Here is a 24,929-nt window from a genome sequence, read left to right as displayed (position 1 = left end):
TTTTCCATATTAACTAATCTACTCATGAACAATTCACGTCGTCAATTTCTGGGCCAATTCGGGCTTGCTACCGCCGGGCTTGGCTTGGTTTCAATGGATACTTTAATCGGTGCGCCGGTCGCTGCCGCGGGGGCCGCTGCCACGGCGGCCGCTACCACGGCGGCCGCCAAATTCAGTTTTGACATATCGCTGGCTGAATTTTCGTTTGCGTCGGAGCTTTTCAGCGGCAAGATGACCAATATGGATTTCCCCGCCCGCGCGAAGAATGATTACGACATTACGATACTGGAATACGTTTCCGGGTTTTTCAATAACAAACACAAGGACCAGACTTACCTCAATGAGCTGAAAAAGCGCTGCGACGATCTGGGTATGAGAAACCACCTCATTATGGTCGATGGTGAGAACTTGACGGCTCTGGACGATGCGGCGCGTATAAAGGCGGTAGAGGCACATTACCCGTGGGTGGACGCGGCCAAGTTCCTCGGCTGCACGTCGATCCGGGTGAACCTGGGGGATGCCATGGCTATGATGTCGGGCAAAAAGGAAGAAGGTACGCCTGAGCAACTCGCCACGGCCGCTGTGGACGGCTACGGCAAGCTGCTCGAATATGCCGGGAAATCGGGTTTGAATGTGATTGTCGAGAACCACTTCGGTGTTTCTACCGATCCCGACTGGCTGGTGGGTATTATGAAACAGCTAAAAGCGCCGAACAAAGGCCTGTTGCCCGATTTCGGGAACTTCTGCGCAGAAAGGAGCAAGCCCGAGACGCTGGATATCAAGGGTTTTATGGCCACCAAATGTGTGAAAGAGCACGATAAATATGACGGTGTGCGTAAAATGATGCCCTATGCGAAAGGTATTAGTGCTAAAACCCACCAGTTCGATGCGAATGGCAATGACCCGGAGACGGATTTTATCAAAATCTTCAAAATCATCAAGGATTCCGGTTGGAACAACGGTATTGTAGGAATTGAATACGAAGGTGGGCTCATGCGCGATATGGGCGGGGACACGACGAAACCTACCAACGACGAAGGCATCAGGCAAACGAAAGCGCTGTTGGAGAAGGTGTTGGAGGAGTTGGGGTAGGGATTGTCCGGAATGGTTAGGTTTTGGTCAGGAGTTGTCACGTGTGGTCATGTGTAGTTATATGTGATCTGGCGTAGATGGGTTTTGTCGGGTGTGGTCATGAGGGCCAGTTGGCGGCGATGGCCTTGATACCTTCCTGCATTTGTGGCTCGGATAGCGATGCATATCCGAGCCGGAAGCCATTTGCGAAGCCTTTGTAACAAAACGTGTCTGGCGAAATCAGTGCAATGCCTTTTTGCTTCAATATCGCCGCAAGTTGCACCAGGTCGACGGGTTTCTTTGGCGTGACCCAGAACGCCAGTCCGCCTTCCGGTTTGGTGAAATCTACTTTGTCAGCCAGACATTGCAGAAGCAGTTTCTCAAAACTATCCCTTTTGGATTTGTAAAGTGATGTAGTCCTCTTTAAATGCCTGCGGATTTCCCCTTCCTGAATTAATTGAAATACAGCTTGTTCCATCATGTAGTCGCCCTGCACGTCGATGATTTTCCGGAGGTTGGCCACCTTGTCGATGACCGACACGCACGACGCCAGATACCCGATCCGCAACGCAGGCGCCACGATCTTGCTCATCGTGCCGATGTACACGTAGTTACGCGCTTGTTCGAGGCTGCTTACCGGCATTACTGGCCGGGGGCTGTAATGGAATTCGTGGTCATAATCGTCCTCGATGATCGTAAAACCGTGTTCGTTCGACAATGCAACGAGCTCCATCCGGCGCCTCAGGCTGAGCGTAACCGTAGTCGGGAACTGGTGATGCGGGGTAATGTACACCGCTTTGATATCCGGATATTGTTTTAAATACTCCTTTACTTCATCGATCACGATCCCGTGCGTGTCTACGTTCACGGGTAGCAGGTTTGCGCCCGCGTGCGCGAAAGCCTCCCAGGCCGGTTTATAGCCCGGATTTTCAATCAGCACATGGTCGCCGGGTTTCAGCAATGCATGTGCCGCGAGGAACATGGCCATCTGACTGCCGCGGGTGATGAATACCTGGTCTGCCGACAGCCGCATGCTCCTTTTGTAATTCAACATTTGCGCAATGGCCTTCCGGAACTCGGGATCGCCCGCCTCATGCCGGTAGCCCATCATTTGCCAACGCCCTTTGCGCGCGAAAATTTGCCGGTAAGCACGGGCCAGCTCGTCAATCGGTGCCAAAGCACTGTCAGGCAGGCCGTCATCGAATACAACCAAAGGCTTCACATCCAACTCCCTGACCATCCCTGACTTCCTGACCAATGACTTTTCCAAGGAAGTCGCCGGCTGCACATCCGCCACAAATATCCCGCGCCGCTCTTTCGACACCAGCCAGCCTTCCGCAGTGAGCACATCCAGCGCCTCGACGACCGTGTTGCGGTTCACATTCAGTTGCGCGGCAAGCTGGCGGCTCCCCGGCAAAATACTGCCTGCAACGAGCTTTCCGCTCTGAATGGCAGCAATTACTGCATCGGCAATCTGCATATACACGGCCTTTTCATCTCCGCGGTGGAGCGGTATGACGAGTTCCCAGGGTCTCAACATCTGGACTACTTGTTTTTGTGAATTCTGAACCAGTAAGCTGGTCCAAAGATACGGTTGTTTTGTATCGCAATCATGCAACAACATCCAAAATCTCTGAACCATGGAAACAAAAACGCAGCAATTCAGCTCCAAAGATTTTCACCGGACCTTCGCGCGTCCCGTGTATGTGAAGCCCGAAAAACTCATTCACCGCAATGTGGAGCAAGCGGGCGAGCACAACCAGTTTTCGACTGAAAGAAAGCATCCTGTATTCTTCGTGGACCTGCCCACCAAAAATGTCAGCATGACCGTCGGCGGCCTGTTGCCCGGCCAGCTTACCAACCGCCATCGCCATACCTATGAAACGGTTTTGTACGTGCTCGAAGGAAAGGGTTGTACCGAAGTCGAAGACGAACGCGTGGAATGGAAGGCTGGTGACGCGGTTTACATTCCGAGCTGGGCATGGCACCGTCACCAGAACCTGAGCGACACCGAACCTGCCCGCTACCTGGCCTGCGAGAATGCGCCGCAGCTTCAAAACCTGGGCGTAGCGCTCCGCGAGGAAGAAGGACGCGACCTTTAAGTGGTTTAATGTATTGATATTAAATATTTGAAATACAAATTCTTATAAACTAATGAGTAAGTCAGAAACATTAAGGGGAATCATTGCCTATCCCATTACACCGTTCGACGCGGACGATAAGGTGGATATTGATTTGTTTAAAAAACTCACCGACAGGCTGGTAACATCCGGGTCGCATGCTGTTGCACCGCTGGGAAGCACCGGCGTGCTCCCGTACCTGAACGACGAGGAGAAAGAGGCCGTCTTAGAGGCAACCACAGCGGTAGTAGCGGGCCGGATACCGGTAGTGGCCGGCGTTTCCAATCTCACTACGGAACGGACGATTTACCATGCCCGTTTTGCCGAAACGGCCGGCGCAACGGCGGTGATGATCATCCCGATGAGCTACTGGAAACTGACGGACGACGAGATATTCGCGCATTACTGCAAAGTGGCCGAAGCCATTTCCATTCCGATCATGGCCTATAACAACCCGGCTACGGGCGGTATCGACATGTCGCCGGTATTGTTGAAACGCCTGCTCGAAATTCCGAATGTGACGATGATCAAGGAAAGCACCGGCGATGTGCAGCGAATGCATTACCTGCGTCGCGTGCTAGGCGAGGAAGTGGCTTTTTTCAACGGCTCCAATCCGCTGGCACTTGCCGCGTTCTCGGCGGGGGCAGTGGGCTGGTGCACCGCCGCGCCGAACCTGATCCCGGATCAGAATCTGGCTTTGTACAATGCGATTATGGCGAATGATCTTAATAATGCGCGGGAAATTTTCTACGGTCAGCAGGAGCTGCTGGAATTCATCACCTCGAAAGGTTTGCCAAGGACAATAGCCGCCGGGCTGGAAATACTTGGCGTGGGAGCAGGCGGATTGCGGAATCCGCTGGCACCGCTCGGAGAGCCTGACGCGGCGAGACTGGAAGTATTGCTCGCGGAACTGGCACTGCTTGCGACGCAGCATTAGTCTGCCATTGGAATCGGTTTCGGGCGCTTTCTCATGAAAGCGCCCTTTGTTGTTGTAGCGGGGTACAGGTAATGAAATGTCCTCTGTATTATTGATCATGTCCAACCAATGTATGTATTTAAAGGTCTTTTGGTTACAAACAAAACCCATCCCATGAAAACACTTTACACCTTCTTATGCGTGGTTATTTTCACCGGACACGTACATGGCCAGACAGGCAAGATGGCAAAGCCGTGGAGGTTCGGCGTGTCGGCAGGAAGTCCGGTGGTCGGGAAGATATATGACAGCGGCAAAATGAAACCGGCTTCGGGGCTGGTGGTTGCTGCGGATCTCGGTTACTACTTTGAAGATCGCAAATCGGGCCCTTCGCTGCATTTTCAGCCAGGTTTTACCACTTTTAAAAAGACGGAAACCTACGGAAAGGAGGACGGCAGATACTTTATTGAATCGAAATGGAAATGGGAGGCGATCCACCTGCCGCTTTCCTTCCGCTATACTTTATCCACGGGTGCTGTCAGGCCGTTTGTAGAATTCGGATTCAATTTCAGGTTCAGAACGGCGCTTTTCGTGCGGAGGTCCGGTACGATCTGCGGCGTTGTATCGTGTAATGCAGTCGGCGGTAGTCAGAGCATTCAAAATGTAGCGAATAAAGACAAAGCGGGTATCCTCGCAGGCGTGGGTGTGGAGATAGATGCGGGAAAATTCATTATCCCGCTCAGCCTGCAACTTGTCGACAGTTTCATAAAACCAAAAGTTTCCGGCGACCTGGGCCTTACCCGGGTTCCTTCCGATTTGAGAACCAAATTTGTACAAGTAACAGCGGGAGTCAGCATTCATTAAATTGCCTCTACAAACGCAATCACATGCCCGTCGGGATCGGCGGTGTAAAACTCTTTTCCGTAAGGCATTTCCCGCAGCGGCTGGACGATTTCAATGTGCTTTTTCGAGATTTCTTCATATACCGCTTCCACATTATCGACCGAAAACAATAGATCGACGTCGTCGTTGTTGCGGTGTTCGGGTTTATCTGTCCACTGATAATCCGTTTTCAAATGAATAACGTTCCCATTCATTTCAATGCCCGCGTAGAAATCTTCATAGCGGAATGTCAGCGAGAAGCCCAGTTGCTCCACGTAAAATGTAATGGCGCGTTCGAGATCGCGTACCAAAAGCAAAGGGGTGATTTGGTTAATCTGGAATTCCATGGTGTTTTGCTTTTATATTCCAACGGGGATTTCCCGGTACCTGCATATCATTATCAACGGTGCATCGCTATGCGATTCCCTATTTCTGGCGTGGGAATTGCGCTGATGGTGTATTTTTACATTTTTTATTAAAAAAGTATAATCTACTCTGTTCTAATGCAATAAATATTTACATTTATGTGTCAATAGGTTACAACCAGACTGCATAGCCATGAAAAGACTTTCCCTCTCCGTCTTTTTGATTTTCTTCCTTCAGAACTTTGCACATGGGCAATCGGCTGATAGCTCCCCGCGATGGCATTTTGGTGTTATGGGTGGGCTCCACCTTATAACTTATTCTCCAAACGATTCTTATAAGGCGATTAAAAGTCCAATGGCAGGTCTCGATATCGGCTACGACTTCCAAAACTCTCCCAGAGGCTGGTCATTGCGTTTGCAGCCTAACTTTACCGCGATTAGAAATACCTCTAAGTCGGGGACATACGGCACAGGGTATTATATGGAATTTAAGTGGAGAACGCAGTATGCCGACCTCCCGATGCTCGTCCGCTACACGATTACGGATGGCAAGATCAGGCCGTTTGCAGAAATCGGGGCAAGCTGGAATGTATGGAGGCATTCATCCGTCGGAGGATCAGGGCTGGATTGCCGCGACGGCGGATGCTACCCTTTTGAAATAAAAAGAACCGACGCAAATTTCGAAGGAAACCGATTCAATGCATTAGCAGGTGCTGGCGTACAGATCGACATGGGTAAAGTAACCATCCAGATCACCGTTCGCGTCCTGGATAACTTAAAGAAAAGAGAAAGTATACTGGATCCGGGTACGGGCTCGGAATATAAGTTGCCGAAGGCGCGGACGGTACAGGTGACGGCCGGCGTGGCATTTTGAAGGCATCCATGGCGAAGCGAAGGAGCGAATGAATTTTGAATGACGGAATGGGATTAGTCAGAAAGTCATTCGTGGTCAGGAATTGATTAAATACTCAAAACAATACCTGACCACATCTGACAATACGTGACTATTTATTCACTCATTCAAAATTCATCCATTAATGCAACGCAACCCACCCGGATTCTTGTCCATGCAAGCGAATGTGACCACTATTAAATACCGCTGCCATGAAGACATTTGTTACCACTGCTTTTGCTATACTTTTGTTCCTGTGCGTGTGGACGGAGCGCCGGAGCACGGACGGTACTATCAACCCGATTATCGGCGATATTAGTTTCGAGAAAAAATATGGTACCGTACCGGATGAGCATACTGATGACCAGGTCCGCATTGCCGCGCACCTCGAATATGTGGAAATGGAGCTGAGAAAGCGGGACGTATCCAATTTGTCGCCCGAAATGCGCAGCAAGCGTGCACATCTTCTCGATTTGCTTCATAATTACCGCTCGGCGGGCCTGTTTCCCAAAAACTATAAGTATCCGGACAGAAAGCCCTGTTTCATCGATCAGGATGGTACCATTTGTGCGGTGGGTTACCTGATCGAGCAGACCGCCGGCAGAGTAGCAGCGGAAGACATCAACAGCAGATTCCAGTATGCGACGATATTTGAAATGAAAGATGAAAACGTCGATAACTGGATCGCAAAAAGCGGCCTGAGCAAGGAGGAATGTGCGATGATCCAACCTACCTATACCCCGGTTTCCGCTTACAAGCCAGAAATAAAACCTGCATATGCAATCACATCTTCGGTGCTGATGGGTTTGAATGGTGCATCATCGGTGATCAATGCCGTTGAGGTAGGTAGAGGCAGTCGCACCAATGCTACGCCTGTGCTGGGGATCGTGGGTGGGGCTGGCCAGTTTGTCGCGGGTGCGATAGGTCTCAACCGTAAAAATCAGGTGGATTATGCCAGCGGCACATGGTATGCCGGTAAAACGCAGCGAAATGTATCGATGATTAATATGGGCCTGGGGTCGTTGAGCATCGGAATGGGCATTTGGAACCTTGCCGTGAACAACCGGCCAATCTCGCGACGCTCCGCCTGGGACGTACGCAGCTTCCCGGATGCAAATGGCAAGTCGGGCTTAGCATTAAGTTTTACGCACAAGTTCTGAAATGCACTACTGCCATTTAGCCAGCAGCTCCTTGAAAGCATCCTTGTAAAGATCCCCAACCGGAATATCCACGCTGCCGATGTGCACGGCGCTTTTGCTGATGGAGTCCACTTTTCCTACGGCTACTATGAATGAGCGGTGTATGCGGATGAATTTTCCTAACGGTAACTTTTCCTCGATCGCTTTCAAACTGCTATGCGAAACCACCGGGCTGCCGTTAGCCTGGTGGATTTTGACATAATCCTTGAACGACTCGATGAAAAGAATGGCGTCGAAATCGATCCTTACCAGCTTGTAATCGGACTTTACGAATAAATAATTCTCACTCGAGTCCAGTTCCGGCTCGTTCGAACCTTCACGAAGGTTTTCGAAGTACTTTTTGGCCTTCATGGCCGTCGCCAGAAACTGGTTATAACCGAATGGTTTGAGCAGATAACCAAGGGCATCCACCTCGTACCCCTGCACGGCAAACTGGTTGTAGGCCGTCGTAAACACGATACGCGTTTTCGTATCCGGTGCCTGGCTGAGGACTTTGGCCAGTTCCATGCCCGTGAGCTCGGGCATCTGAATATCCAGGTAGACCAAATGGATATTTTCCTTCGTAATCACTTCCAGCGCGTCCAGCGCATTGATATACCGGCCGTGCAAATGCAGAAATGGCGTTTGTTCCACAAATGAGCTCACAAGGCCCAATGCGAGCGGTTCGTCGTCAACGGTAATGCAGTTCAGGGTCATGCCGGGTTTGGTTACGTCAGGTTGATGGTCAGGTCTACAGTATAGGTGTTCGCGCGTTCGTCGGTATGGATTTCCAGATGGTGCTTTTCGGGATACAAAAGGTCGAGGCGGCGGCGCGTATTGCTAAGGCCGATGCCGCCGCTTTCCGCTCCCGCTACATTTTGCGCAGGAAAAATGTGGTTTTCTACATGAAGCGTCAATGCGCCGTTTGATAGTCCGGCATCGATCCTGATTTCGGATTCCTGCGAAGCATTGATCCCATGCTTGAATGCATTCTCAATGAAGGGCAGCAACAGCATCGGCGCAATGGGGTAGTCGGGCACAGGCTCATCGCGGGAGTATTGCACGTTGCTGCTGCTTTGCACGCGTAGTTTCATCAATTCGATATAGTCGTCGATAAAGGCGAACTCACGGCTGAGCGGGGCCACGTCCTGCTGCGTTTCGTAGAGCAGGTAGCGCATCATGCGCGAGAGCGTAAGCGTGGCCTCGCGCGATTCTTCGACGTTGGTGTACGACAGCGCGTATATATTATTGAGTGTATTGAAGAAGAAATGCGGGTTGATTTGCGCCTTCAACAATGCAAGCTCGGAGGTAATGTTCTGCTTCTCCACCGCGTCGCGCAGGCGTGCATCGGCCTGCCAGCGCTGGATCACGGCCATGCTGGTACTGACACCGATCACCAGAAGTGTCGTCATTAGCAGGATGGCGTCGATGATATGCCGGGGCTTGGGAGGGCCGCCGCGGTGCCTCGGGCGGGGCATAACGTGCTCCATATGCTTGCGAATTTCGAGTTGTTGATCGGCTATTTTGCTGACTGCCAACATGAATACGGCCAACGCGATCACACATAGGATGAATACGAAGATCCTGTTTTTTAGCAGGTAATTCGGGACAAGGTAATGGGAGTTGAAGTAGAACAGCGCTACCAGCAGGCAAAAATTCAGGAATTGTTTTACCCAAAATACCGCAGGTAGGCTCACCCCCCACGACAGCGGCTGATTAAATACGAGTACAAAGCCGAACAAAGCCCATGCAAGCAAATGCATCGCGACCACTACACCGCCTTTTGTGTTTTCTCTCGTCATTGCCGTAAAAATAGCAGGCAAACCACTGTATTTAATAATGCCTCAACGGTGTTTCGACGTATCGTGGTTTTTGCCGGTTAAAGGGCCGCTCTTTGGCGACAGGCCGGTATACCTGCCGGAATGCCTTTTTCCCCAGCCGGTTTATCGGGTAAAAGAGCCCATTCAGCTACACTTTCGGGCTCTCCGTCCAGGCGGTTTTTATTCACGGGTTACATTAATTCTCTTTGTATTGGGGAGTCCGCGACGCGCAGTTCGCAGACGCGCAGTTCGCAGACGCGCAGTTCCCGAAGCGACAGGTAGACCCGTTGAATGATCCATTGAAAAGTAAGAAACTATGCTCAAATTCCTGAATAAAATCATTTTCGATCCGAACGACTTCCGCTCGGTTATCGCGGCGTGCATTGCGGGGAACAGTCAGGCTCAGCATATTTTGTTTAAAAAGTATTTCGGTTATGCCAAAAGCATTTGCCTTCGGTATACCTATTCGCCGGAAGAAGCAGAGGAAGTGCTCAATGAAGGCTTTTTCAAGGTCTTCAATAACCTGGAACGATACGACCCCGAGCAGCCTTTCAAGGCGTGGCTACGGACGGTGATGGTTAACAATGCGATCAGCTATTTCAGAAGGAATAAAAAGCATTATGCCACCCGGACGGCGTTCGACGAGATCCCCGAGCCGGGCGTTGCGGACGACGCGGTTTCCGAAATCACGGCAAGTGAAATCATGCAGCTCGTTCACGAATTGAAACCCATCTACAAAACAGTCTTCCTGATGTACGCCGTCGACGGTTACAGCCATAAGGAGATTGCTACCATGCTGGAAATCAACGAGGCGACCGTGCGCTCGCAATACGCCCGCGCGAGAGCGCAGTTGCAGGAGGTGATCACCTTGCATTATCCCGAACTCGCCGGGCAGTACGCGGTACTGTCATTCTAAGTCCCATTATTTTCCCATCCAGACCTTGAAGTCGTGAGCGCGTTCGCGGCTTACGATCGTTTCCTTGTCGAGTGCCGGGTGCAGCGTAAGCGCCAGCCGGTGGTTGTAGTATGCCTGCATTTGGGCCACCGCCTGGTGCGTGACGATCAACGCGCGGTTGACGCGGAAAAAGTGGTTGGGATCGAGGAATTCGTCGAGCTCATCCATTTTATAATCCACTACAAACTTCTGTCCCAGGTGGTTTTTGAAAAATGTCAGGCCATTGTCAATGTAGAAGTAGGCAATTTCCGACGTTTCGATCGACAGCAGGCGTGCGCCTTGTTTGACCAGAAACCGCTTACGGTACTCAGGTACCGGAGATTGCAAATGCAGGCTCTTTAAAATAGCTTCCAGGTTGAGCTGCGACGAGGCTGCGGGAGTAGCTTTACCGGGAGCGACAAGGTCGTAAAACTTGCGGACCGCACGTTGGAGATCTTCCTGCTGCACGGGTTTCAGCAAATAATCGATACTGTTCACTTTGAATGCCTGCAACGCATATTCATCGTAGGAAGTGGTGAAAATGACTGTGCTCCGGATTTCGGCACGGTTGAATATCTCGAAACTCTGCCCGTCGGCAAGCTCGATATCCATAAAAATAATGTCCGGCTCCGGCTGGCCGCTCGCCCGGTTTTCAGTAATCCATTCGACCGTCGCTGCAATACTGGGTGTAATGCCACGCACTTCGAACTCGGGAGCGGTTTCTTCCAGCAACTTGGTCAGCTTGCGCACGGCCAGTTTTTCATCCTCAACTATTAAAATATTCATGCATTTGTGGTTTTCAGCGTGATCAACGGGAGGGTAACTTTGAAGAACTCCGCACCGTCGTCGATAACAGGCGTACGCTCGGAAAGCAGTTCGTATTTCGCCATAATGTTGGCCAGCCCGAGGCGGGTGGACTTTACCGGCGTTGATTTGATCAGTCGGTTGTTGCTGATTTCGAGCAGGTCGTCGCCCATCGAGCGAATCGACACCCGCAGCGGGTTGGTTTCCAGGATACTATTGTGTTTGACGGCGTTTTCCAGCAGCAGTTGCAAGGTCAGCGGCGGTATTTTTTTATCCAAATCCTCATCATCGACTTCGATCACGAGGTCGAAACCGATATCGTACCGGGTGCGGAGCAAGTGGTAATAGGAGCTGATAAACCGTATTTCGGCCGAAAGTGTCGTCAGTTCATTTTGGTTGGTTTGAAGCAAGTAGCGGTAAACCTTGGCCATTTCATCCACAAACTGCTCGGCCCGCCGGGGTTCGTCGGCGATCAGCGCGGATAGCGTATTGAGGCTGTTGAACAAAAAGTGCGGGTTAACCTGGCTTTTCAGGCTCTGCAACTGTCCCTGCATACCCGCGCGCCGGAGCGCTTCCTTATTGATTTGCAAGGTCTTCCATTTGTTTAATGAGTAATTGATTTCGTAAAGGCCCGTCAGCAGAAGCACCGCCACGAACTCGAAAATGTAGACATTGACCATCATCCGGGCATCCAGCTGCGCTTGGAACGGCCTGAAATGCATGATAAAAACCATGTAGGAAGTAACAAAAACAAACGTCAGTATCCAGAATGCAACAGCCGTGAGCGCGCTCCGTTTGACCGACGAATCGAACGACGGGTATTTTCGGGCAACGTATCGCGCTGCCCAGTCGTGCGGAACGAATGCGAGAATTGTCATCAGAAAGATCATCAGCGTGCCGCCTGCGAAGTTGTACAGACTGGCAAGGTAGGGTTCGCCGATGAGCAGATAGCTGATCGTCGGCACAAACCAGGGTACCAGCAATGCGAAAATCCACCTGCCGAATAGGCTCAGCCATATCTGCCGGCCGATTCTGTTGGAAATGAGGGTCGGGATCATGTGAATATCAGGGGCAGGATGATCGCAAACTCGTGGTGGTCTTCTTTCAATTGAACTGCCCCGGCGCGGTTGAACAGGAACTTGTACCGGTTGATCAGCACGTGGATCCCCGGCGTATCGGGTGGGATCGTGAGCATTTTGGGCTGGCGGTTATGCCGAAATTCCAGCTGGCCGGTTTTGGTGGTGGCAATGCTGATGTGCAGCGGACGGGCTGAGGACACCATATTGTAATGAATAGCGTGATCGATCAAAATCTGAAACGTGAGCGGTACCATTTGCCCGTTGAAAAACACTTCGTTCAAGTCAAGCACAATGCTGATCCCGTTTTCGAACCGCGCTTCGAGAAGGTAAATGTAGGATTTGATAAAACGCAGCTCAGAATCGAGCGTCACCAGAATATCCTCTTTGTCGGGGCCGTTAGCGCTCAGTTGATAGCGATACACTTTCGACATTTCATCCACGAATTTTTCCGCAGTACCCGGCGCGTCGGTGATCAATACCGAGAGCGAATTAAGGCAGTTAAAAAGGAAATGAGGGTTGACCTGCTGTTTTACGGCTTCCAGCTCGGTTTGCAGCTGTTTTTCCTGCATTTGTTCCACTTCGTTCTGATTGGTCCGCCACTGCCTGAATGCATAGGCGAGCTCGGTCAGCCCAGCCCCGATAAGCGACCCGCTCAGGATAAAAAAGCTCACACGCAGCGCCCAGAAGAGGTCGAAACCTGGCCCGGAAAGCCCGATTTGATGGTATGCCGGCAATGCGACCCAGAAAAGCGCCACGTTCACCACGCCATAAACGGCGAACCACAAGGCGACGCGGTAAATGGACTGGTCTGTATCCGGAAACAGAGTGGTCACTCTTGGTGAAAGTGCCATATTGATCCGGTAGGCCACCCCTATAACAACGATGTTGATAATGCTGCCGGCCAAAAGCAGGCGCGAATCTGAAAAGTAGCGCTCTTGCCAGAGCCCAAGGCCGGCCAGTAAAGCCGCCCCGGTCAATACCAGCACCGAGGAGGTAACTCCGACGGGCCTTCGACCGATTTTTGTCATATAGCTTTCAGGGAGCATGCGCACGCATTTTCATTTCATGCAAAAATAGAGCGGGTACAAACCAATCGGAAATGGGGCGGGATTAACCGTCGTATTTATAGCCCAAATCGTCGCAAAACATTGTCTAATCTGATTTAAACAAGTAAAAGGCACTGTCAATTGAGTAAATGGCTGTTTCAGTTTACCCGCCGATTTAGCGTATTCATGAGGTAAATGTTACAATTCAACCGGGTCGGTGTTTTCTGCGGGCTCTTCTTATACCACTTTTGTATCGCAGCCAGACGAAACATCCGTTTGCTATAAAAGTCTATCAAAATTTTAGCCATGAAAGTAAATAACCAATCATCCGATCAATCCATGAAAAATCAAGCCGTCCTTTCACCCATGCAAAACCAATCTGTTCCGTCGGGCGGCGTTCCGTCGGGCGCTAGCGTTGAAATCAAGAACGTCCCAACGATTACTGTTTACAAGTTTGGGAAAGCGATCTCCGTTAAATCCAGCGATATTACTTGCCTGGAAGGTGTTGGTAATTACACGTTTGTATACACCCGGCATGAAAAGCATCTGGTTTCGAAGTGTCTGAAAGAAGTACAGGATGAGCTCAGCAGCGATTTCTTGCGTATTCACAAATCATACAGCATCAACGCCCGCCATATCGCATCCCGCTGGCCCGATTATATTCACCTGAGTTGCGGCAAGGTGATTCCCATCGCCCGCAGGCGCATCCGTGAAACGCACGAGATATTGGGAAGAATGGCGCTTTCGGCGTAGGGATTTTTAATTTATGCAGATAATTCGCCGTCAGGATTGATGAACATCACCAATCCTGACGGCTATTTTCTTAATAGGCCCATTTTACATAGGCGGAAGCCCACGTGAAACCGGCGCCGAATGCGGAGAAAATCAGGTTGTCGCCCTTTTTGAGCTGCTTTTCGTAGTCCCACAGGCAAAGCGGGATGGTAGCGGCGGTGGTATTTCCGTAGTGGGCGATATTCATCATCACTTTGTCCATTCCTACGCCCATGCGGTTGGCCGTGGCTTCGATAATCCGGCGGTTGGCCTGGTGCGGCACCAGCCACGCCACGTCGTCGTGGGTGAGATGGTTTCTTTCCATCATTTCCGCTGAAACGTCGGCCATATTCCGGACAGCCGATTTGAAAACCTGCTGGCCATCCTGGTGCAGGTAATGCATGCGGGCATCCACTGTTTCGTGGGTGGCAGGGAACCTGCTTCCGCCTCCGCGTTGCAGCAGGTTGTTGTAACCCACGCCATCGGCCCGGATCAGTGTGTCGATCACGCCGTAACCTTCGGTGTTTGGTTCGAGCAGCACCGCTCCGGCGCCGTCACCGAACAGAATACAGGTGCGGCGGTCGGTGTAGTCCATAACAGCCGACATTTTGTCGGTACCCACTACCACTACCTTTTTATATTTGCCGGTTTCAATGAATTGCGCACCGAGTTCGAGGCCGTAAACGAAGCCCGAGCAGGCGGCATTCACATCGAAACTACCGATGTTACGGATACCCAGCTGGTCGCAGATAAGGTTGGCGGTACTTGGGAAAACGAAATCAGGGGTAATGGTGGCGCAAATGAGGAGGTCTATTTCAGCGGGATCGGTGTTGGTTTTTTCGAGGAGGCCCTTCACGGCGCGGGCTCCCATGTGCGAGCTTCCGAGTCCGGGTTCTTTCAGGATGCGGCGTTCTTTAATGCCGGTCCTGCTCACAATCCATTCGTCGCTGGTATCAACGAGTGTCTCCAATTCGGCATTTGTGAGAATATAGTCGGGTACATATCCTTCGATGCCTGAAATGGAGGCTTTTACTTGTTTCATATACGATTCTAATACTGGTAAATTTCGCTGTTTGGGGATTCTTTTGCCCTAAACAACAAATATGCACCACAAAAGTGCGCATTTCTCCACCTTTCAGTGGATTTTTTGGGAAGTTAATTTGAAAAGGAAAATTCTACGGAACAATGCGTATTTCGACGCGACGGTTGAGCCTGCGGTTGGCTTCGCAATCATTCGGCGCGACGGGCAGTCCGCTGCCAAAGGCCCTTCCGCGAATGCGGCCCGTTTCGATACGCTTCGATAGCAGGAACTTTTTGACCTCGTCGACGCGGTCATAGGAAAGCAGGAGGTTTTTCCGCGGATCGCCCACGTCATCGGTGTGCCCTGAAAGCTCAATCCGGGGCGCTGGGTTTCTGACAAGGTAGTCGGCCAGGATTTCCAGTTCCTGGTTGCTCTCCGGTAACATCGCCGGCTCGCTTTGGGTAAAAAGCAAAACAGTTTCGATTTCCTCTTTCAAATCCAGTTCTGACAAGACTACGGGCGCAGATTTGCAGGAATCGCTGTTCTCTATCGGTGTTAAATAAAAAATCTTCGTTGGGCGAAGTGTGCGGGCCGCTATGACTTCGGAGTGAGTTTCGTAACCGTTGGCATGGATCGAAATAACACCCATGTCCTTTGCGGACATCTTAAATTGATAGGCGCCATCCTCGTAAAGCGGGACAACAAGGTCCTCCGGACGTTGTCCTACCACCATAATCGTTGCCTCTATGGGGCGCAGGGTATATTTGTCGAGAACGCGTACGGATACGCGCGAGCGTTGCGGGATGATTTTTTGCTGGTTCGGGGCCGCATCGGCCTGTTGCTGTCCGTGCGCGGGAAAGGCCGCTGCAGCCGACATGAGTAGGATGATTGTAAAAGTTTTCATTCAAACTCCGGTTAGGTTGAACAATCGTATTTTACAAGCAGGAAACTGTTTTTATAAATATATGAAGGTTATTTATAGGTAATATAATATGTGACTGATTTTTTCAAGGGAGTACCTTGAAACTGGCGCGGGGAACGTACAGGGGAGCAGGGTTTACGCCATAGCCGTACACCGACAGTTTCGTTTGCGGCGGTTCGTGGGCCGACAGGTTCACTCTGCGGTTTCGAAATAGCTTTTCGAACTCATCTTTGATCAGGAAAGGCGCCTTCCAGGGTTCCAGCTTTATTTTCCTGCTGAAAAGCCTGGGCACTTCCTCCTTGACTTTCAGCGGCAACTTGTCGAGTTCAGGGTCGAATTGAATGCTGATCGTGTACCAAACAGCAATGGGCTTGCCATCCTTTTGGGCGGGCGTCCATTTGGGCATGATGCGTATGAGCCGCAGCGCTTCGTCGTCCAGTTCAATGCCGGGACTTTTGAGGATCCGTCCGCTGCTGACGTTGCCGTCTTCATCGATCAGGAACGAAACCTGTACAGGCCCTTGCACGCCCGATTGCAGCGCTTCCTGGGGGTATTTCAGATTATTGGCAAGAAATTTCGTCAATCCTTTGAAATACGGCCAGCGGTCGAGCCTGAGGGACGAGCCCGTTTCATTTCCCTGGTTTGTCTCTACCTCTTTCTTTGTCGGTTTTGCCGGGCCCTTCATGCGCATGGCCAATACCTGGGGTCGTGTTTTCAGTGCAATGAGATATTCCGTTGTCGATTTGACAATCGGGATTTGCCGTGGCTCGTAGTCGGGATGCTGAATAATGAGCGTACCATTCAACGGCGCATCGGCGATTTCGAAGCTACCTGTCAGATTGGTAACAGTGGCGCGCTCCGATCCGGCGATCAGGATCGCAGCGTTGACAACCGGTCGTGAGGATTCGTCGGTGATTTTGCCGGCGATCCGGGTGGTTTGAAAAAAAGCAGCCCGGATATCCAGGCTATCGGAAACCGGGTGCCCGGTCACAAGAGTACCCCAGGTTGCGGCAACGGAGAACATTGCGAGGGAGATGTATTGGGGAAACAGCGGTCGAGGTATTCTTTGCAGCATGAGTTTCCAGGTGTTTGAAATGGCCGATATGCACTCAACTATACCTTTTTTCCATAAACGATTGTATTTCAAATATAGGATACGCAAATAGCAGCAGAATGTGTAATTTTTTTGAAAAAAATTGGTGATTCGGGCGTCAGCCGGTGGGTCATCGGAATGGGTTTAATTTGGAAAAAGATTTTACATTCGGCCCATCAGTAATTAATCATCCTTCAACAACACTATTCACGCACGCTTTCTATGGAAAATCTGCAAGCGGACATCCTGTTTTACAATTCACCCGCCGGGAATGTTAAGGTCGAGGTTATTTTTAATGATGAGACATTCTGGCTGAACCAGAAGCGGTTGGCGGAGCTGTTTGGGGTGGAGGTAAATACCATCAACTATCATTTAAAGGAAATCTACAAATCCGGAGAACTGGAAGAGCAGGCAACTATTCGAAAAATTCGAATAGTTCAAAAGGAAGGCAACCGGGATGTGGCGCGTGAAGTCGATTTCTACAATTTGGATGCCGCCATTGCAGTAGGTTACCGTGTCAACAGCTTTCAGGCGACGCAGTTTCGTATCTGGGCAACCAGGACTTTAAAAGAGTTTATTATCAAAGGTTTTGTGCTCGATGATGAACGTCTGAAGCAAGGGAAAAGATTCGGGAAAGACTACTTCGACGAATTGCTCGACCGGATCCGTGAAATCAGGGCAAGCGAGCGGCGCTTCTATCTTAAAATCACCGATATTTTCGAACAATGCAGTATCGACTATGTGAAGGATTCGCCGGATACTCAAAAATTCTTCAAGATCGTTCAGAATAAGCTGCATTTCGCCATTTCCGGAAAAACAGCCGCGGCTATTATCGCTGAACGGGCAAACGCAGGAAAGCCCAATATGGGTTTGCAAACTTTCAAAAATGCACCTCATGGTAAGATTCAAAGAGCGGATATAGGGATAGCGAAAAACTATCTGATAGAAAAAGAGATAAAGGAATTGGAACGTATTGTTTCGATGTACCTGGATTATGCGGAAAATCAGGCGGCCAGGCAAATCCCGATGAAAATGGCTGACTGGGCGGGTAAGCTGGACGCTTTTTTGCAGTTTAATGAGTACGAAATCCTGAAAGACGCGGGTAAGGTCAGTCATGAAGTGGCCATTCGGCTCGCGGAAGAGCAATTCGAGAAATTTCGCGTGGAGCAGGATAGAAATTTCGAAAGTGATTTTGATAGGGAGCTGAAAAAATGGAAGTTGACGTAGCAATTCCAAGATTCGACTGACCATGGAGCATTACTATACAACCCTTTTTGAATACATCTCCGGCGTGATTACTTTGCCGGATGCCGATCAACAGTCGATACGCCTGTCGTTTAAACCGGTGTTCGTGCCGAGGGATACCATCATAGAGAAAGCAGGTGAAGTGCCTGCTTATCATAATTTTATTGTGTCCGGATTTATGCGGAATTTTCGTTCGGATGAGGATGGCAATGAGATCACTACGGATTTAAACGACGGCCCGCGGTTTTTTACATCCTACTTCCATTTCATGAACCGGACGGTTTCGAACGAGAACTTGCATTGCATTACAGATTGTGAACTGCTGCGGATCAGCCGGGATGATGTCGATGCCACTGCGGAACGCAGTTTTACCCAGAAGGACTATACGATCCGCATTTTGCAGGAACATTTGCAAAAGGACAAGGAACGGATTAGCGACATGGCTAATCTGACGGCAGAGGCGCGCTATGTAAAGTTTGTCAGGGCTAACCCCCATATTATCCGGCATGTGCCTCTTAAATACATTGCTTCTTACCTCGGCATTACCCAGCGGCACCTGAGCCGGCTGCGCAGCGATAGCTCGTCCGATACTCCCACACAGAAATAGAACCGCTTATCCGCATTGGACATTTGTCTAACGACGCAGGAGATGACCGGCTTTAAGTTTGACCGAACTTAAATCTCCGACATCATGACCGAACAAATTTCCACTCCTTCCATTCAAGTTAAATACCGGGCGGAAAAGCTGCTCAATCTCGCTGCCACGACGTGGTTGATCGCCACCACGATCGGCCAATGGGCATTCGGAGGCTACATCATCGCTTTTTATGGCAAAAGTACCGCCTTGGGCGACCTGGAAAAATGGAACCAGGTATTGCCGCACGGCTATGTAAAGGGCGATTGGACGGGTAACCTCGTTGTAGGGCTACATGTTTTGTTGGCCGCGGTGCTGGTATTGGGAGGGCCGTTGCAGCTACTTCCGGTAATCCGCCGTAGCGCACCCATGTTTCACCGCTGGCTGGGGCGCCTATATGCTACGACGACAGTCATCGTCGCCACGGGCGGCTTGGTAATGGTATGGACGAGAGGTGCTGTCGGCGATCTGGTGCAGCATGTCAGTATCAGCATTCAGACCATCTACATTATACTTTTTGCCTTGCTCGCGTGGCGATACGCACGTGCGGGGCGGTTCGATCTGCACCGTAAATGGGCATTGCGGCTGTTTATGGTTGTAAGCGGCGTGTGGTTTTTCAGGATTGGACTGATGTGCTGGCTCGTACTGAACGGCGGTCCCGCTGGCTTTGACCCTAAGACATTCAGTGGCCCTTTCCTCACCGCCCTTGCGGTATTGGTTTATGCGCTGCCGATGCCGCTGGGAATCCTCGAATTGTATTTTTATGCACAAAAAGAGGCGAAACGCGGCATCACAACAGCCGTTGCGCTGCTGATATTCGTGATGACAGCTCTGATGGTTATCGGTATTTTCGGAGCGATCGCGGGTATGTGGTTGCCCAGGATCGGGTAGGACTGTTTTCTATAATAATCCCGAATCTGTATCTGTTCATATTGAACCTATTTTCTGAGCTTTGCCGGAAATGCAATCACATGTTTATGATGAACGAAGCCGTTAAATTGATTATCGCAGATAATGAAGCACATTTCGAGGAAGGAAAAAAGCTGTTCCGCGAATATGCCGCATCATTACCGATAGACCTCGCTTTCCAGCGTTTCGACGAAGAACTTGATACCGTGCAGCAGCAATACGGGCCGCCGTCGGGCGGACTGGTGCTTGCGTATGCGGGTGCGTGTGCGGTGGGCTGCGCGGGTGTGCGGAACAAGGGTGCGGGGATCGCTGAACTGAAACGGATGTACGTCCGGCCCGAGTTTCGCGGGCACCGATTGGGAAAGTTGCTGCTGGAACGTTCCGTCTCCATCGCAAAGGATTTGGGATACGAAAAACTCAGGCTAGATACGCTCCCCAGCATGACAGGCGCGCTCCGGTTATACGAGTCGTTTGGGTTTGAGGTGATACCGGCTTATTATGCTAATCCGCATGCCGATGCCATCTATATGGAAAAGGTACTTGAGGGAATTTAGCGATAGCGCCTCATGAGCAACGATAGTGGCCAGAAAAGGGCCGTAACGATCGCCTTGTTCCAATCCGGGCGTTTCGGATTTTCCCTGCATGCCTTCACACAGTACCAGGTCAGAATGAACAACGAAATGAGCAGTGCGCCAGCCATAGTTTTGAAGGTTAATTGATTATGTTCTTTAAATTAACCAATTATCTATTGCTGACTAAAATATTTATACCTGCGGTAGACTGAGCCTTACGGATGGGCTTGATCCTGACATTTGTTTAAATTAGGGGAACATAGAAACGTGTCATGCCATGCAAAACAGACGCGAGTTGACGGGAGGGAAATATGCCCGGTTGAATGCCCATGGATTCTATTGGACATCTACGGAAATAGATGCCACGACGGCATGGAATTTCAATTTTGGTGCCGGAGGCAGAGCATTGCATTGCCAGGATGGAATGGGAAGACCCGAGGGGGCCTCGGTTCGTTGTATCCGGACATTGCCCAAGCGCTGATATCTGTCCGGATTCCCCCGCGATAATGTCCATTTTACACCGTCTTTGCTGAGAATGGAGGCCGTAAATTTGTGTTGTTCATCCACTTAAAATCACTTGATTATGTCAGCACAAGATTTCAGCGCAACGATCCTCGTGGATCAGACACCGGAAGCGGTTTTCGAAGCAGTAACCAATGTTCGCGGATGGTGGTCCGAAGAGATTGAGGGAAACACGGCAGCCCTGAACGACGAATTCAAATACCATTATGAAGATGTGCACCGCTGCCATGCCTGTTTGGTAGAAGTAGTTCCTGCCCAAAAGGTAGTGTGGCTCATCGTGGATAATTATTTCAAATTCACCGAAGATGAAAAGGAGTGGACCGGCACACATGTGGTCTTTGAGATTACCCGCGTCGGCAACCAGACGCAGCTGCGCATGACTCATCAGGGACTCGTACCGGAGTTCGAATGCTTCAACATCTGCCGCGACGCTTGGAGCTTCTATATCAAAGACAGCCTGTACAACCTGATTACCACTGGTACCGGGAAACCGAATGCCACCGGCAAACCCCAAACAGAGAACGAGAAGACGATTGTAGCTGCGGAATAACAGCTGGATTTTCAAAAGCAAACGGACCTTTACTGCTTAGGCTTTAGGTATTTTTCGAGAGTCTAATAAATACTCTGAGCTGAAAAATTTGCAAGCATATGCTACCTCAAGAAACGTAAGATATCCCTCGTAGTTTTTAGTTGTTGGATTTGATATTTGGGAAGGGTCATAGTTATCGCCACCTATTAATAAGCCAATGTGGCCGAATTCGGTCAAGGCGTTGATAACCAATATTTAAATGATTTGGTGTTTATTCCAAATAGTAACGCAAACCGATTTTCAAACGGCAGATTAATTTTCCTACGGAGGCGCCAGTACCAAACTGGCGCCTTTTCTTCAGTACTTCCCGACAATCGTTTTAAGGCGGTTTCCCGTTGATGCGTCAGCCGCTTTAAAACGGATAATGCCGCATTCCGCCATCAACGACCACTGCCGCTCCGGTGACATAACGTGCACGGGGAGAGACGAGGAACACGGCCATGTCGGCCATATCCTGCGGAACACCAAAATCACCCAGCGGGATTTCCTTTTCGGCAAATCTCTTACGCTCTTCGTCGGAAAAATAGGGGCGGATGTTGGCAGTGTCGATCAGCCCGGGTTGCAGTGTGTTGACGCGGATGTTGTACTGTCCCACCTGTGCCGCCAGTTGTTTCGACCAAACCGCCATGCTGGCCTTGGCGACGGCCGACACATTGATGCTGCGGAGCTCATAAGTGCTGGTCAGGTTCAGGATAGCACCCTGCCGGCGCCCGATCATATGCGGCAGTAGTTCCTGGGTGAGCTGCCGTGGCCTGTCGAAGTCGAGCGCCATCGAATCATTCCAGGGCTGTTCGGGGCCTGTAATGGCTACCGGGCGGCTTTGTCCGGCATTATTGATGAGAATATCTATCTCACCCAATGCAGCCCTGGCAGCCTGTGCGATGCGCTGCGGGCCATCTGATGCGATAAAATCCTGGGCAAAGACAACCGGCGCAATGCCCGTCTCTGCCGCTACTTCCTCCCTGAGGTTGTCCAACAGTTTCTCGTTCCGGGCGGTCGCAAATACACGCACGCCTTCTCTGGCCAGTTCCTTTACAATGGCCCGGCCGATTCCCTGGCTGGCGCCGGTTACTATGGCCGTTTTCCCTTTTAAATGCAAATCCATGACTGTATTTCAAATGTGTTAAAAACTGGTTGCAAACGTAGCCGGAAGCATCTAATTTTGGATGCTATACAACCAATTGTGGGGTACTAACAAAAGTGTAAGTAATGGCTGCCAGAAAACAGAATTCGACCTATACCAGCAATGAGAAGTACATTGTGGAATGTGACCTGACCTACGCCGTCAACAAGATCGGAGGCAGGTGGAAGATTTTGATTATCAGTAAACTGGAAAAAGGGAAGATGCGGTTTGGAGAGCTGAAAAAGGAATTTCCCTATATCACCGAGCGGATGCTGACCTTGCAGTTGCGCGCGCTCGAACAGGACGGATTGGTCAAACGCACGGTTTACGCCGAGGTGCCTCCGCGCGTGGAATACGAGCTTACTGAAATGGCAGCGGCATTCGGCCCGATCTTCGAGCAGCTCAGTGAATGGGGCGGAAAGCACCGGAAGTTGTTCAATTGAGCTTGCAGGCGTCGGCCAGTCGCATGAGCCCTTTACGGTCGGCAATATTCAGCTTTTCGAAAATACGTCGCCGGAACGTGTTCACGGACGTGTATTGAAGCTGCGTCTTTTTCGATGTAGCCGTGCGCCCGTTAATCGTCCGTTTCGCAGAACGCCCCCGGCAAAACCGGAAGGGCGGAAGCGATGTGGCTTAAAGTCATTTTGCGAGATTGTCGGCCTCGATAATGGCATCGGCAAATGCCCGCGGCGCTTCCTGCGGCAGGTTGTGTCCTGCGCCTTTCACCACGTGATGCACGTGTTTGCCGGTCGACTTGCGGGCGAACGCCGAGCCGTCGCCTGCGGGAACAACGCCGTCCGAATCGCCGTCGAGCGTTACTGTCGGAACGGAAATGGCAGGTCCGGCGAACAGTTTTTGTTCCATTTCGTCGTATTGCTTCTCGCCCGGCTCGATGCTCAGCCGCCAGCGGTAGTTATGGATTACGATCGCCGCATAATCGGGATTTTTGAACGATTCGGCTGAGCGGTCGTAGGTCGCCTGGTCGAAAGCCCATTTGGGTGAGATGTTTTTCCAGATCAGTTTATTGAAGTCGTACCAGTTGGCGGTGTAGCCTTTCTGGCCCCGGTCGGTGGCGAAATAGTACTGATACCACCAGCCCCATTCGGCAACGGGTGAAAGCGGCTGCTGGTTTTTTTCGAGATTGTTGATCAGATAACCATTGACGGACACCATCCCTTTCACGCGCTCTGGCCAGAGTGCAGCGATAATGTTCGCTGTACGTGCGCCCCAGTCGAAGCCGCCGAGGATGGCCCGTCTGATTTTGAGCGCGTCCATGAGGGCGATAATGTCCAGTGCTACGGCCGCTTGTTGTCCATTCCGGAAAGTGTTGTCGGACAGGAAACGGGTGGTCCCATGTCCGCGCAGATGCGGCACGATCACCCGGTAACCCGCATTGGCGAGCAATTCGGCGGTTTCGGCGTAGCTGTGAATGTCGTATGGCCAGCCATGCAGCAATATGACGGGCTGCCCGTTAACCGGGCCGGTTTCGGCATAGCCGATGTTCAGCACGCCCGCTTCTATTTGTTTGATTTCTCCAAATGTATAGGTGGTGCTACCCGGTAACGGATGGGCTTTCGCATGGGCCATTGCTTTTGAAGGCAATATTTGTGCTGCGGCGAAAGTAAGTGCGGCAAGGCCCAGGAAGTTACGGCGGCTGTATTGACGGCTGATTTCCATTTTCTGAGATTTTTAAGATCGATGGTTTGAATACGATTTCCCGTTTGAATGTCTCAAAATTAGCCACACCTCTGCCCGGCAGGAATGGGAATCTGCCCGAACCGGACAAATAGGCGGGCGGGCTGGACATTTCCCGTGGCGTATCCGAAATGGGCCCGTTCCCGACCACAGGTGTGGATTTGATCGGACAGACGCAATCGACCCAGACCGGATTCCGGATCAAAATGCGTGAGTTTGTGCGTCGCGGAGGACAGGTCGAGCTGGCATAAGGATAACGGTTCTTTGAAATTCGCCGCTGGAAAATAGAGGAGAAGGTACTGAACGGCACGGTCTATGATGCCGCGGACCCGGCTATCGGTAAACCGGTGGTAGTGGAGCAGCGGAAATTCAATTCCGGCCGCGATTATGTGTGGCCGATCCCGCTGACAGAATTGAACGCCTACAAGAATATGCGGCAAAATTCGAACTGGTAGATGGCGGATACACAGCTTTGTGGAGTAAATGCTACGATCCGTTCAGCGGCGATTGCCTGGCATGAATCCTCGTTCTTGCCGGCGGATCAGTCCTGAAATTCGAGCAGTGCTTTCAACGCCTTGAAACACGCATAGGCGAGGTAAATAGGCACCAGCACCGGTAGAAAAACCGCCACTTTCAGGATGTCGTCGTTGGAAAAATTTTTCATCGGAGAATTGTTAAGTACAACTTATTCTACAAATAGATAAAAGTTGTACCACAAAGATAAGTCAG

At 50.8% G+C, this 24,929-nt stretch carries 30 protein-coding genes; 16 read left to right on the top strand and 14 right to left on the bottom strand.

The genetic code is table 11. The annotated features are described in order from the left end of the window. Nucleotides 1-24 precede the first annotated feature (24 nt). The gene (locus tag ACQ4MZ_RS24970; RefSeq protein ID WP_430849696.1) at nucleotides 25-1,092 is read left to right on the top strand and encodes a sugar phosphate isomerase/epimerase family protein; all 1,068 of its coding nucleotides are present in this window, start codon (nucleotides 25-27) and stop codon (nucleotides 1,090-1,092) included. A 97-nt stretch (nucleotides 1,093-1,189) separates the two neighbouring features. Here the strand turns inward: ACQ4MZ_RS24970 and ACQ4MZ_RS24965 are convergent, their stop codons facing one another. Further along, entirely contained in the window at nucleotides 1,190-2,611 is a 1,422-nt protein-coding gene (locus tag ACQ4MZ_RS24965) for a PLP-dependent aminotransferase family protein (protein ID WP_430849694.1), read from the bottom strand. A 100-nt stretch (nucleotides 2,612-2,711) separates the two neighbouring features. Here ACQ4MZ_RS24965 and ACQ4MZ_RS24960 point away from each other — a divergent pair, with 100 nt between their 5' ends. The 3 genes from ACQ4MZ_RS24960 to ACQ4MZ_RS24950 all read left to right on the top strand — a co-directional run bounded on the left by ACQ4MZ_RS24960 (nucleotide 2,712) and on the right by ACQ4MZ_RS24950 (nucleotide 4,968). Then, nucleotides 2,712-3,173: a cupin domain-containing protein gene (locus ACQ4MZ_RS24960; protein ID WP_430849693.1), complete on the top strand. Its 462-nt coding sequence runs from the start codon at nucleotides 2,712-2,714 to the stop codon at nucleotides 3,171-3,173. 52 nt (nucleotides 3,174-3,225) lie between these two features. Continuing rightward, nucleotides 3,226-4,128 (top strand): dihydrodipicolinate synthase family protein, encoded by a 903-nt coding sequence (locus ACQ4MZ_RS24955; protein ID WP_430849691.1) that lies wholly within the window; start codon nucleotides 3,226-3,228, stop codon nucleotides 4,126-4,128. Between the two features lie 153 nt (nucleotides 4,129-4,281). Beyond that, entirely contained in the window at nucleotides 4,282-4,968 is a 687-nt protein-coding gene (locus ACQ4MZ_RS24950) for a hypothetical protein (RefSeq protein ID WP_430849689.1), read from the top strand. Here the strand turns inward: ACQ4MZ_RS24950 and ACQ4MZ_RS24945 are convergent. Beyond that, nucleotides 4,965-5,333 (bottom strand): VOC family protein, encoded by a 369-nt coding sequence (locus ACQ4MZ_RS24945; RefSeq protein WP_430849687.1) that lies wholly within the window; start codon nucleotides 5,331-5,333, stop codon nucleotides 4,965-4,967. The two genes, ACQ4MZ_RS24950 and ACQ4MZ_RS24945, sit on opposite strands and share 4 nt — an antisense overlap. 211 nt (nucleotides 5,334-5,544) lie before the next feature. On the opposite strand from ACQ4MZ_RS24945, the gene ACQ4MZ_RS24940 reads away from it, so the two are divergent. Beyond that, complete coding sequence (locus ACQ4MZ_RS24940; protein ID WP_430849685.1) at nucleotides 5,545-6,225, top strand: outer membrane beta-barrel protein; 681 nt, start codon at nucleotides 5,545-5,547, stop codon at nucleotides 6,223-6,225. A 230-nt stretch (nucleotides 6,226-6,455) separates the two neighbouring features. Further along, nucleotides 6,456-7,403, top strand: a complete 948-nt coding sequence (locus tag ACQ4MZ_RS24935) for a hypothetical protein (RefSeq protein WP_430849683.1) — start codon at nucleotides 6,456-6,458, stop codon at nucleotides 7,401-7,403. A 6-nt stretch (nucleotides 7,404-7,409) separates the two neighbouring features. On the opposite strand, the gene ACQ4MZ_RS24930 is transcribed toward ACQ4MZ_RS24935, so the two are convergent. Both ACQ4MZ_RS24930 and ACQ4MZ_RS24925 read right to left on the bottom strand, forming a co-directional pair. Beyond that, nucleotides 7,410-8,138, bottom strand: a complete 729-nt coding sequence (locus ACQ4MZ_RS24930) for a LytR/AlgR family response regulator transcription factor (RefSeq protein WP_430849681.1) — start codon at nucleotides 8,136-8,138, stop codon at nucleotides 7,410-7,412. An 11-nt stretch (nucleotides 8,139-8,149) separates the two neighbouring features. Further along, nucleotides 8,150-9,223: a sensor histidine kinase gene (locus ACQ4MZ_RS24925; RefSeq protein ID WP_430849679.1), complete on the bottom strand. Its 1,074-nt coding sequence runs from the start codon at nucleotides 9,221-9,223 to the stop codon at nucleotides 8,150-8,152. A 334-nt stretch (nucleotides 9,224-9,557) separates the two neighbouring features. On the opposite strand from ACQ4MZ_RS24925, the gene ACQ4MZ_RS24920 reads away from it, so the two are divergent. Continuing rightward, nucleotides 9,558-10,157, top strand: coding sequence for an RNA polymerase sigma factor (locus ACQ4MZ_RS24920; RefSeq protein WP_430849677.1), 600 nt, complete (start codon nucleotides 9,558-9,560; stop codon nucleotides 10,155-10,157). Nucleotides 10,158-10,163: 6 nt separating this feature from the next. Here the strand turns inward: ACQ4MZ_RS24920 and ACQ4MZ_RS24915 are convergent, their stop codons facing one another. From ACQ4MZ_RS24915 to ACQ4MZ_RS24905, 3 genes are read right to left on the bottom strand one after another with little or no spacing between them, the layout of a single operon-like run. Beyond that, complete coding sequence (locus tag ACQ4MZ_RS24915) at nucleotides 10,164-10,961, bottom strand: LytR/AlgR family response regulator transcription factor (protein WP_430849675.1); 798 nt, start codon at nucleotides 10,959-10,961, stop codon at nucleotides 10,164-10,166. Beyond that, nucleotides 10,958-12,037 carry a sensor histidine kinase gene (locus ACQ4MZ_RS24910; protein WP_430849673.1) on the bottom strand — a complete coding sequence of 360 codons (1,080 nt, stop codon included), beginning with the start codon at nucleotides 12,035-12,037 and terminating at the stop codon, nucleotides 10,958-10,960. The genes ACQ4MZ_RS24915 and ACQ4MZ_RS24910 overlap by 4 nt, the downstream gene beginning before the upstream one ends. Then, nucleotides 12,034-13,104 (bottom strand): sensor histidine kinase, encoded by a 1,071-nt coding sequence (locus ACQ4MZ_RS24905; protein ID WP_430849671.1) that lies wholly within the window; start codon nucleotides 13,102-13,104, stop codon nucleotides 12,034-12,036. The genes ACQ4MZ_RS24910 and ACQ4MZ_RS24905 overlap by 4 nt, the downstream gene beginning before the upstream one ends. Before the next feature lie 339 nt (nucleotides 13,105-13,443). Here ACQ4MZ_RS24905 and ACQ4MZ_RS24900 point away from each other — a divergent pair, with 339 nt between their 5' ends. Further along, nucleotides 13,444-13,857 (top strand): LytR/AlgR family response regulator transcription factor, encoded by a 414-nt coding sequence (locus ACQ4MZ_RS24900; protein WP_430849669.1) that lies wholly within the window; start codon nucleotides 13,444-13,446, stop codon nucleotides 13,855-13,857. A gap of 70 nt (nucleotides 13,858-13,927) precedes the next feature. Here ACQ4MZ_RS24900 and ACQ4MZ_RS24895 read toward each other — a convergent pair whose 3' ends face one another. The 3 genes from ACQ4MZ_RS24895 to ACQ4MZ_RS24885 form a co-directional block, all read right to left on the bottom strand. Beyond that, nucleotides 13,928-14,917, bottom strand: a complete 990-nt coding sequence (locus ACQ4MZ_RS24895; protein ID WP_430849667.1) for a beta-ketoacyl-ACP synthase III — start codon at nucleotides 14,915-14,917, stop codon at nucleotides 13,928-13,930. A 133-nt stretch (nucleotides 14,918-15,050) separates the two neighbouring features. After that, nucleotides 15,051-15,800: an OmpA family protein gene (locus ACQ4MZ_RS24890; RefSeq protein WP_430849665.1), complete on the bottom strand. Its 750-nt coding sequence runs from the start codon at nucleotides 15,798-15,800 to the stop codon at nucleotides 15,051-15,053. 103 nt (nucleotides 15,801-15,903) lie between these two features. Continuing rightward, the gene (locus ACQ4MZ_RS24885) at nucleotides 15,904-16,893 is read right to left on the bottom strand and encodes a TonB family protein (protein ID WP_430849663.1); all 990 of its coding nucleotides are present in this window, start codon (nucleotides 16,891-16,893) and stop codon (nucleotides 15,904-15,906) included. Nucleotides 16,894-17,133: 240 nt separating this feature from the next. On the opposite strand from ACQ4MZ_RS24885, the gene ACQ4MZ_RS24880 reads away from it, so the two are divergent. The 4 genes from ACQ4MZ_RS24880 (at nucleotide 17,134) to ACQ4MZ_RS24865 (ending at nucleotide 20,253) form a co-directional block, all read left to right on the top strand. After that, the gene (locus tag ACQ4MZ_RS24880) at nucleotides 17,134-18,138 is read left to right on the top strand and encodes a virulence RhuM family protein (RefSeq protein WP_430849661.1); all 1,005 of its coding nucleotides are present in this window, start codon (nucleotides 17,134-17,136) and stop codon (nucleotides 18,136-18,138) included. A 22-nt stretch (nucleotides 18,139-18,160) separates the two neighbouring features. Continuing rightward, nucleotides 18,161-18,763: a Crp/Fnr family transcriptional regulator gene (locus ACQ4MZ_RS24875; protein WP_430849659.1), complete on the top strand. Its 603-nt coding sequence runs from the start codon at nucleotides 18,161-18,163 to the stop codon at nucleotides 18,761-18,763. Between the two features lie 84 nt (nucleotides 18,764-18,847). Next, nucleotides 18,848-19,681 (top strand): DUF2306 domain-containing protein, encoded by an 834-nt coding sequence (locus ACQ4MZ_RS24870; protein WP_430849657.1) that lies wholly within the window; start codon nucleotides 18,848-18,850, stop codon nucleotides 19,679-19,681. An 86-nt stretch (nucleotides 19,682-19,767) separates the two neighbouring features. Continuing rightward, on the top strand, nucleotides 19,768-20,253 hold the full coding sequence (locus ACQ4MZ_RS24865; protein WP_430849655.1) for a GNAT family N-acetyltransferase: 486 nt from the start codon (nucleotides 19,768-19,770) through the stop codon (nucleotides 20,251-20,253). Here ACQ4MZ_RS24865 and ACQ4MZ_RS24860 read toward each other — a convergent pair. Continuing rightward, nucleotides 20,250-20,399, bottom strand: a complete 150-nt coding sequence (locus tag ACQ4MZ_RS24860) for a hypothetical protein (RefSeq protein ID WP_430849653.1) — start codon at nucleotides 20,397-20,399, stop codon at nucleotides 20,250-20,252. The genes ACQ4MZ_RS24865 and ACQ4MZ_RS24860 overlap by 4 nt on opposite strands. 149 nt (nucleotides 20,400-20,548) lie before the next feature. Between ACQ4MZ_RS24860 and ACQ4MZ_RS24855 the strand changes: the two genes are divergently transcribed. Continuing rightward, the gene (locus tag ACQ4MZ_RS24855; RefSeq protein ID WP_430849651.1) at nucleotides 20,549-20,752 is read left to right on the top strand and encodes a hypothetical protein; all 204 of its coding nucleotides are present in this window, start codon (nucleotides 20,549-20,551) and stop codon (nucleotides 20,750-20,752) included. Between the two features lie 102 nt (nucleotides 20,753-20,854). Continuing rightward, nucleotides 20,855-21,343, top strand: a complete 489-nt coding sequence (locus ACQ4MZ_RS24850) for an SRPBCC family protein (RefSeq protein ID WP_430849649.1) — start codon at nucleotides 20,855-20,857, stop codon at nucleotides 21,341-21,343. Between the two features lie 391 nt (nucleotides 21,344-21,734). On the opposite strand, the gene ACQ4MZ_RS24845 is transcribed toward ACQ4MZ_RS24850, so the two are convergent. Further along, entirely contained in the window at nucleotides 21,735-22,487 is a 753-nt protein-coding gene (locus ACQ4MZ_RS24845; RefSeq protein ID WP_430849647.1) for an SDR family NAD(P)-dependent oxidoreductase, read from the bottom strand. Between the two features lie 104 nt (nucleotides 22,488-22,591). Between ACQ4MZ_RS24845 and ACQ4MZ_RS24840 the strand changes: the two genes are divergently transcribed. Beyond that, nucleotides 22,592-22,948 carry a winged helix-turn-helix transcriptional regulator gene (locus tag ACQ4MZ_RS24840; RefSeq protein WP_430849645.1) on the top strand — a complete coding sequence of 119 codons (357 nt, stop codon included), beginning with the start codon at nucleotides 22,592-22,594 and terminating at the stop codon, nucleotides 22,946-22,948. Nucleotides 22,949-23,144: 196 nt separating this feature from the next. Here ACQ4MZ_RS24840 and ACQ4MZ_RS24835 read toward each other — a convergent pair whose 3' ends face one another. After that, nucleotides 23,145-24,182 carry an alpha/beta fold hydrolase gene (locus tag ACQ4MZ_RS24835; protein ID WP_430849643.1) on the bottom strand — a complete coding sequence of 346 codons (1,038 nt, stop codon included), beginning with the start codon at nucleotides 24,180-24,182 and terminating at the stop codon, nucleotides 23,145-23,147. Between the two features lie 287 nt (nucleotides 24,183-24,469). Between ACQ4MZ_RS24835 and ACQ4MZ_RS24830 the strand changes: the two genes are divergently transcribed. Next, complete coding sequence (locus tag ACQ4MZ_RS24830) at nucleotides 24,470-24,655, top strand: RagB/SusD family nutrient uptake outer membrane protein (RefSeq protein WP_430849773.1); 186 nt, start codon at nucleotides 24,470-24,472, stop codon at nucleotides 24,653-24,655. 86 nt (nucleotides 24,656-24,741) lie between these two features. Here the strand turns inward: ACQ4MZ_RS24830 and ACQ4MZ_RS24825 are convergent, their stop codons facing one another. After that, nucleotides 24,742-24,864, bottom strand: coding sequence for a hypothetical protein (locus tag ACQ4MZ_RS24825; protein ID WP_430849641.1), 123 nt, complete (start codon nucleotides 24,862-24,864; stop codon nucleotides 24,742-24,744). Between the last annotated feature and the right edge of the window lie 65 nt (nucleotides 24,865-24,929).

The organism is Dyadobacter sp. BHUBP1, assembly GCF_050587785.1.
Lineage (GTDB): Bacteria > Bacteroidota > Bacteroidia > Cytophagales > Spirosomataceae > Dyadobacter.
Note: the sequence above shows the minus strand (reverse complement) of the source record. Positions and strands in the feature narration are given on the sequence as shown.